We start from the raw sequence: 1246 nt of genomic DNA, 5'->3' as shown, positions 1-1246 counted from the left end.
TGCGACTGGCTTTTTATATTTCCCGTTAACTCATTACCCTATTCTACAAATAACAGGAGGAATTATTCATGAGTATTGCAGAAAAAAAGAAAGCGAAGTTTGAAAAGAAAACTGAAAAATATGAGGTGAAAGTTCACCCGCAAACAGATCGTTTGTATCATATTGAAATCTCAAAAGAGGCAATTGCAAGTTTTTTAGAAGTAGTGTTAAAGGATAATCAATCTGTACAACATTTGGAATATACACCATACGCACGTCACATTGTCGCTTCATACCTATTGGATCAAGTAGGAGAAGAGTTTGGCGAAGTACTTCGGAGCATTGTTCATGATCGAGAGTCTGGCGGATTCACTCTTGGTTTAGAAGGTGTCACTGAAAATACTGATGAATATGTTATTTTCGCAACAGCGATTTCACATTTACTTGGAACACCAAACCATGATGCAATGTCTGGAAAGTACTATGCACGTTTTAGTGTACAAGATTCAGATAGCAGCGATTCATATCTACGTCAGGCATATCGTTTATTTACTCTTCATACAGACGGTACCTTTGTAGATGAGCCGACAGACTGGTTGCTTATGATGAAGACGATCGAAGAAAATGCCCGCGGAGGCGAATCACGTTTATTACACCTTGATGATTGGAAGGAACTTGATAAGTACGTCAATCACCCATTATCAAATCAAAAATTCACGTATAAAGCCCCAAAAAGTAAAAATATTGATCAAGAAATTGAACGTTTAACTTTCTTTAATCATAATAACAAGCCGGGTGTTTGTTTTATCGATCAATTTGTTTATCCTGAGTCCATTGAACAAGCAAAATACCTACGTGATTTCTCTAAATCATTGGAAGCTGATGAAAGTGTAATTGAACTAGAACTTCCTGTTGGTGATTTGGTTGTCGTTAATAATATTTTTTGGCTTCACGGACGTGCTGCATTTGAAAAGGATCCAAACTTGAACCGAGAATTACTACGCCAGCGCGGACGTTTTAACCAATAAGTTTTACCTGTAAACCCTATCGTTTATCTCTATCCCCAAAAAACTTTTAAAGATAAATTCTTTTCCTGCCTTTCGGTTCGGAACGAGAATTTGTCTTTTTTTTCTCTGAATTCGAAACTGAAGTTCGATTGCATACCAAAAAGAATGACCCTGGACAAATGGAGTGACCCCTGTCAAATAGACAGAAATAAAAAAGACCAATTAAGCAGCCTGAGTTCTATATTGATATGGACTCAGGT

Annotated in this window: 1 protein-coding gene; it reads left to right on the top strand. The window is 37.0% G+C overall.

Translation table 11 applies throughout. From position 1 onward, the window contains the following. Positions 1-68: 68 nt before the first annotated feature. The gene (gene glaH / locus AC1DUW_RS29545) at positions 69-1007 is read left to right on the top strand and encodes a glutarate dioxygenase GlaH (RefSeq protein ID WP_477644267.1); all 939 of its coding nucleotides are present in this window, start codon (positions 69-71) and stop codon (positions 1005-1007) included. The last annotated feature ends 239 nt before the right edge of the window (positions 1008-1246 follow it).

The sequence above is a fragment of the Peribacillus sp. P4_C12 genome (assembly GCF_056402095.1).
Note: the sequence above shows the minus strand (reverse complement) of the source record. Positions and strands in the feature narration are given on the sequence as shown.